The sequence below is a fragment of the Herbaspirillum sp. UBA812 genome (assembly GCF_002296545.1).
Taxonomy (GTDB): Bacteria; Pseudomonadota; Gammaproteobacteria; order Burkholderiales; family Burkholderiaceae_D; genus Herbaspirillum; species Herbaspirillum huttiense.
Genome location: NZ_DBIC01000238.1, coordinates 20,975 through 27,603 on the forward strand (window position 1 = coordinate 20,975; position 6,629 = coordinate 27,603).

Consider the following 6,629-nt stretch of genomic DNA (forward strand, 5'->3'; position numbering starts at 1 on the left):
TAATTAAGTATTCTGCTGGGAAACTTGTTAATATTTTTTTAACATTGCAGAGCGTCTCAGCAAATAATGCGGCGCGCCACGATAAAAATATGGCTGTTCAGGATAAAAGCGTTCCATTTCCACTCGTGTTTTTGCAGCCCGTCGCGGACGTCCACCACGTCTGGACAGCGCTGTCCTTGCATATTTCACCTGCGGTCGAAGACGACAACGCCTTGCTGTCTCGCCTGTTCAATGAATTTGATCTGCATGACGCTCTGGGCGGACTGAGCTGCATCATCCCGGTGCGTGATCCTGCGGTCTTCGCGCCGGAATTCCGGCAAGAGATCCCGCAAGGGCAGCTCGCATTGCGGGTGCCGGTGGAGCATTGTGTGGACCCGGGCAAGATCGATGCGCTGGACTGGCTCTACAGCCGCGGCTTCGCCATCATCGCCGATGGCTTGCCGGCGCAGGGGGCGAGCGTTTTTCCCTTTGTCGAATCGATGGCGCTGGACGCCGGGGTGGGGCACCTGCCTGAAACCGGGCATTGGCTGCACCGCCTGCGTGGCCCGCACCTGGCCGAGAACGTGGGCGATGCCGTTCAGTTTGATGCATGCCGGGTGGAAGGTTTCCGCTGGTTCTCGGGCGACTACGCCTTGCATCCTGACAGCCGCCTGTCGCAAAAAAATTCCATTTCCCGTGCGCGCCTGCTGAAGTTGCTGGAGCTGGTGGCGCGCGATGCCGATGCCAATGAACTGGAATCCCTGCTGAAGCAGGACCCGGCCTTGTCCTATCAGCTCTTCAAGCTGGTCAGCTCGGCCGCCTTCGGTTTCTCGGCCCATATCACCAATTTCACCCAGGCCATCAACCTGCTGGGCCGTCGTCAGCTGCAGCGCTGGCTGCAGTTGCTGCTGTACGCACGCTTCCCCGGCGACGAGTCCGCCAATCCGCTGCTGCCGCGTGCCGCGGCGCGCGCGGCGATGATGGAATCGATGGCGCAGAAGGTGGACTGCACCCAGGAAGAACTGGACCGCGCCTTCATCACCGGCATGTTCTCGCTGCTGGATATTTTGCTGGGCATGCCGCTCAACGACATCATCGAGCCGCTCAAGCTGCCGGTGGATATCGTCAATGCGCTGGTGTACCGTACCGGCCGGCTGGGCAAACTGCTGAACGTGGTCGAGCGCTCCGAGGACGGCCGCATTCCGCTGCGTCATGTCGATCTCGACGCCGCCGGTCTCGATGCCGAAGTGTATTGCCGTTGTCTGATCCAGGCCTTCAATTGGGCCACACGCGTCAGCACTGAGGCGTGATGACGATGATTTCCTCCGTGGGCACTGACGATCTGGCATGCTGTTCGGCACTGCTGGACGCCATGCAGAACCTGCAAGGCATGGCCTTGCATGCGGCACTCGGAGGGATTGCGTCCGGTTTCCTCAAGCGCCCCGGTGGCCGCTATGTGGTCAGCCCGCCGCCGGAGTCGGCCAGCGGGCTGTGCCAGGTGGTGGAGCATGAGGGCGCGCGCTTCGGCCACTTCGTCTTTCCGGCGCTGACCCGCCCCTATACCGAACTGGAGCGCACGCGTCTGGCGATGCTGGCGGCTTTCCTCGGCCGCCTGATGCAGCGCCGCGCCGAGACCGACAAGCGCGCCCGTTCGCTGGACCAGATCGAAGCCAAGCTGGAGCAGCAGGCGCAGATCCTCAATCAGATGCACGAGTCGGTCATCACCATGGACCCGGCAGGTTTCATCACCAGCTGGAACCGCGGGGCCGAGCAACTGTTCGGCTACAGCGCGCTGGAAGCCATCGGCCGCAATGTGTTGTTCCTCTACGAGAACGAAGAGGAAGAGGATTCGCTGCACGACCTGTTCCTGGAGCAGGGTGGCCGCGAGATGGAGGTGCGTCGCCGCAAGAAGTCCGGTGAGGTGTTCTGGGCCAGTCTGTCGCTGTCCGTGATGCGTGACCAGCATGGTCATCCGATTGGCCTGATCGGCTATCTGAACGACATCACTGAACGCAAGAACGCCGAAAAGCTGATCCATCATCTGGCCTACTACGATGCCCTGACCGGACTGCCCAACCGCACCTTGCTCACCCGCACCGTGGATCAGGCGCTGACCGAAGCCCGGCATGAGAACATGCACGGCTGCGTGATGTTCATCGACCTGAACCGCTTCAAGCCCATCAACGACACGCTGGGCCACGTGGCCGGCGACATGCTGCTGGTGGAAGTGGCGATCCGCCTGCGCCGGGCCTTGCGCGAGCAGGATGTGGTGGCACGCCTGGGGGCGGATGAATTCGCGGTAGCGCTGTTCGACATCGACAAGGATTACCATCCCGGCTTCGTCGCACAGAAGCTGCTGGCCGTGTTTGATGATCCGTTCTTCATCGACGGCCATGAGCTGCGCGTGGGGGCCAGCATTGGCGTGAGCATGTATCCGGAAGACGCGACCGATACCGAAACCCTGCTGCGCCTGGCTGACATCGCCATGTACCGGGCGAAGCAGGGCGGTGACAACAACGAAAACGGCTACGTCTATTACAGCGAAGAGATGAATCGCAACACGCTGGACTTGTTGCGCATCGAAACCGGTTTGCTGCACGCCTTCGAATACAACGAATTGCTGCTGTACTACCAGCCCAAGGTGGATATGAACACCTTGGCGATCACCGGTGGCGAGGCCCTGGTGCGCTGGCAGCATCCGGAGCGCGGATTGCTTTTGCCGGGTGAGTTCATCCCGATTGCTGAAGAAACAGGCTTGATCGTGCAGTTGAGCGATTGGGTGCTGGACGCAGTATGCCGCCAGGCGCGCTCGTGGAGGGATGCCGGCCTGGCTCCGATCCGCATCGCCCTGAACGTGACGGCGCGCGAATTCACCCGTTCGCTGCCGGACCGCGTGCGTGCGGCGCTGAACCGCCATTCACTCAGTGGCGACTGGCTTGAGCTGGAAATCACCGAGAGCATGCTGATGCACAGCACCGATCGGGTCATTTCCATCATGGAAAAGATCTGCAGCCTGGGCATCACGATTTCACTGGATGACTTCGGGACTGGCTATTCCAGCCTCTCGTACCTGAAGCGCTTCCCCATCAATACGCTCAAGATCGACCGTTCCTTCACCATGGGCATTCCGGACGATACCAATGATTGCGCCATCGCCAGCGCCATCATCGGCATCGCCAAGCAATTGCGCCACAAGGTCATCGCCGAAGGGGTGGAAACGCAGAAGCAATTCAACTTCCTGCGCGAAGCCGGGTGCAATGAATTGCAGGGCTATATCTTCTCGCGCCCGATTCCGGCGGTGGATTTCCACGCCATGCTGCTGGAGGGGCGCAAGCTCAACTTTGTGCCGGAAACGTCGGCTCCCGCTGAAGACCTTCCTGACCAATAAGGCTGGCAGCCGGTGCGTGGTGTTGCGCTGCCCGGCAACTGGCTGCTTCTCTTCCAGATTCCCCTGTTGTCCTGCGCCGGATGCGGTCCTATGCTGAAGGCCGTGTTGCGAGAGATTTAATCCCTTCGGGCATTCTCTCGAAGTTTTTCGGTCTGATGGGAGAATATTGTCCAGATATCATCAGCGATTTTTCAGGTTTTCGGCGTACTGCAGTGTCAGTGCCTATTCTTCACCTTTCAACCAACGAAGGAGAACGATCATGAAACGACGTATTGCACAGCTGGCCTTGCTGGCCTGCGCATCTGCGGCATCGGCTGCCATGGCTGCCGAGGCGCCGCTCAAGGTGGCGCTGAACCTGGTCAATGCGCAAGGGGTGGCGTCCCCGGCGGGAGAGGTGACCATCAGCGAGACGCCTTATGGGCTGCTGTTCCAGCCGGCCTTGTCGGGCTTGCCGGCGGGCGTGCATGGTTTCCATGTACACCAGAATGCCTCCTGCGCGCCGCTGGAGAAGGATGGGAAGATGGAGCCGGCGCTGGCCGCCGGTGGGCATTGGGATCCGCAAAAGACTGGCAAGCATGAAGGTCCCTATGGCGAAGGCCATCTGGGCGACTTGCCGGCCTTGTATGTGACGGCCGATGGCAAGGCCGAGAATCCGGTCCTGGCCCCGCGCCTCAAGACGCTGGCCGAAGTCCGCGGGCATGCGCTGATGGTGCATGTGGGTGGGGATAATCACTCGGATCATCCGGCACCGTTGGGTGGCGGGGGTGTGCGACTGGCGTGCGGGGTGATTCAGTAAGCGTTCGTCCTGACATTCCATCAGGATGTGGATCAGGAAGTGCGTTCCAGCGGGCGCACTTCCTGTTCGATCCGCGCGCCGTGGTCACGCTGGGCGATCTTGAGATCGTAGGTCATTTGCAGGTTCAGCCAGGACTGCGCATCGCCGCCGAAAAAGCGTGCCAGTCGCAGGGCGGTATCGGGGGAGACGCCGCGCCGCTCGTTGACGATCTCTCCGATGCGCGTGGCCGGGACGTGCAGGGCGATGGCCAAAGCGTTGGCGCTCAGGTTGATCGGTGCGAGGAATTCCTCACGCAGGATCTCGCCAGGATGAATCGGGCGCATGCGATTGCTGGGAGAGCTCATGACGGTCTTTCAGTGGTAATCGATGATTTCAACGTGGGATGCCCCGGTGCGTCCGATGCTGTGCCACATGAAGCAAAGCCGGAATTGGCTGTTGATGCGGATGCTGTGCTGGCCGTGCCGGTTGCCGTGAAGTGACTCCAGGCGGTTGCCTGGCGGAGTACGCAGGAATTCCAGCGTAGCAGCTGCATCCAGCATCTGCAGCTTGCGTTCGGCCGCAGCACGGATGTTGGCAAAGCGAGGCACCGACTTTCCGTGAAATAAGGCTTCCGTATCTGCGCATCGGAAGCTGAGTATCATGGTGAGCGTATAACGTTATTCGTTAAGCGTCAATCGATAAACTTCTGGATGGGTCTGAGCTTGATCGCAGCAGGTCCCTTCTGGCGTTATACGGAAAAATCAGCTGCGCGCAGGAAAGTCCCGCGAATGTATCGGTACAACCGGGTGTTTTTCGAGGAAGAGATAAAGCGGCAGGGGAAATGAAAAACGGGTCCATCAGGACCCGTTTTTCATTTGAAGCTTTGGCGGAGACGGAGGGATTCGAACCCTCGATACAGGTTTAAGCCCGTATGCTTCCTTAGCAGGGAAGTGCCTTCGACCACTCGGCCACGTCTCCACACTGAAGGCTGTTATCGCATTGCTGCGTTGCCTCAGCGAAGACCGAGATAATATCTTCTCATTTGCATCCGGTCAACAGTGGTCTTGCAAAAAATCACTGTTTTTTCACCGGTGCGGTCTTCGCTTTGCGCGGTGCGTGATTTATTTGGCGCTGTCCAGGTCGAACGCCTTGTGCAGGGCGCGCACGGCCAGTTCCATGTACTTCTCGTCGATCAGCACCGAGATCTTGATTTCCGAGGTGGAGATCATCTGGATGTTCACGCCTTCTTCCGACAGCGTGCGGAACATCTGCGAAGCGATGCCAACGTGGCTGCGCATGCCCACGCCGACCACCGAGACCTTGGAGACCTTGGTGTCGCCATTGATGGCGGCCGCACCGATGTGTGCCTTGACGCTGCTGTTGAGCACTTCCACGGCCTTGGCGTATTCGGCGCGCGGCACGGTGAAGGTGAAGTCGGTCTTGCCTTCCACCGACTGGTTCTGGATGATCATGTCCACTTCGATGTTGGCGTCGGCCACCGGGCCCAGGATCTGGTAGGCGATGCCCGGACGGTCGGGTACGCCCAGCACGGTAATCTTGGCTTCGTCGCGGCTGAAGGCGATGCCGGTGATGGTTGCTTGTTCCATGTTCTTGTCTTCCTCAAACGAAATCAGGGTGCCGGAGGCGGCTTCTTCGGCCAGCGGCGTGAGCGGGTCGGTCAGCGACGACAGCACGCGGGTCGGCATCTTGTAGTTGCCGGCGAATTCCACGGAGCGGATCTGCAGGACCTTGGAACCCAGGGACGCCATTTCCAGCATCTCCTCGAAAGTCACGGTCTTCAGGCGCCGGGCATCGCTCACCACGCGCGGGTCGGTGGTGTAGACACCATCCACGTCGGTGTAGATCAGGCATTCCGCCGCCTTGATGGCAGCGGCCACGGCCACGGCCGAGGTGTCCGAGCCGCCACGGCCCAGGGTGGTGATGTTGCCGTCGGCGTCCACGCCCTGGAAACCGGTGATCATGACGATCTTGCCAGCGTTCAGATCCTTGCGGACCTTGGCGTCATCGATGGAGCGGATGCGCGCCTTGGTGAAGGCCGAGTCGGTCTTGATGGGGACTTGCCAGCCGGCGTAGGAGACGGCTTGCTTGCCCAGCGCCTGCAGTGCGATGGCCAGCAGCGCCACCGAGACCTGTTCGCCGGTCGAGGCCAGCATGTCCAGTTCGCGGCCGTCGGGCTGGGCCATGATTTCCTTGGCCATGCCCAGCAGGCGGTTGGTTTCACCAGACATCGCCGAAGGCACGACAACGATCTGATGGCCGGCGTCGTGCCATTTGGCAACGCGCTTTGCGACATTCTGGATGCGCTCGATTGAGCCCATCGAGGTGCCGCCGTATTTGTGAACGTATAAAGCCATAGGGGATAAAAAAAGGTGGCCCGACTTTGACAAGAAAACCCTGAGCCAGGCGGGAAGGAACAAACCCTTGACTTTACATGCGGTGCGCCAAAATCTCAAGGAAAAGCTCGGT

At 60.2% G+C, this 6,629-nt stretch carries 6 protein-coding genes and 1 tRNA gene; 3 read left to right on the forward strand and 4 right to left on the reverse strand.

Annotated features, from left to right (window positions below; translation table 11 throughout):
* Positions 1-89: 89 nt before the first annotated feature.
* The 3 genes from B3873_RS15535 (at position 90) to sodC (ending at position 4,163) form a co-directional block, all read left to right on the forward strand.
* Entirely contained in the window at positions 90-1,289 is a 1,200-nt protein-coding gene (locus B3873_RS15535) for an EAL and HDOD domain-containing protein (RefSeq protein WP_034335527.1), read from the forward strand.
* 5 nt (positions 1,290-1,294) lie between these two features.
* Positions 1,295-3,367, forward strand: a complete 2,073-nt coding sequence (locus tag B3873_RS15540; protein ID WP_286867165.1) for a putative bifunctional diguanylate cyclase/phosphodiesterase — start codon at positions 1,295-1,297, stop codon at positions 3,365-3,367.
* A gap of 259 nt (positions 3,368-3,626) precedes the next feature.
* Positions 3,627-4,163 carry a superoxide dismutase family protein gene (gene sodC / locus B3873_RS15545; protein ID WP_034335522.1) on the forward strand — a complete coding sequence of 179 codons (537 nt, stop codon included), beginning with the start codon at positions 3,627-3,629 and terminating at the stop codon, positions 4,161-4,163.
* Between the two features lie 32 nt (positions 4,164-4,195).
* Here sodC and B3873_RS15550 read toward each other — a convergent pair whose 3' ends face one another.
* From B3873_RS15550 to B3873_RS15565, 4 genes are all read right to left on the reverse strand, one after another.
* Entirely contained in the window at positions 4,196-4,507 is a 312-nt protein-coding gene (locus B3873_RS15550; RefSeq protein ID WP_286867168.1) for a HigA family addiction module antitoxin, read from the reverse strand.
* A 9-nt stretch (positions 4,508-4,516) separates the two neighbouring features.
* Positions 4,517-4,804: a type II toxin-antitoxin system RelE/ParE family toxin gene (locus B3873_RS15555; RefSeq protein WP_286867170.1), complete on the reverse strand. Its 288-nt coding sequence runs from the start codon at positions 4,802-4,804 to the stop codon at positions 4,517-4,519.
* A gap of 222 nt (positions 4,805-5,026) precedes the next feature.
* Positions 5,027-5,120 (reverse strand) — tRNA-Ser (locus tag B3873_RS15560).
* A 143-nt stretch (positions 5,121-5,263) separates the two neighbouring features.
* A complete protein-coding gene (locus tag B3873_RS15565) occupies positions 5,264-6,517 on the reverse strand; it encodes an aspartate kinase (protein ID WP_006462578.1) in 1,254 nt (417 codons plus the stop codon).
* Positions 6,518-6,629 lie beyond the last annotated feature (112 nt).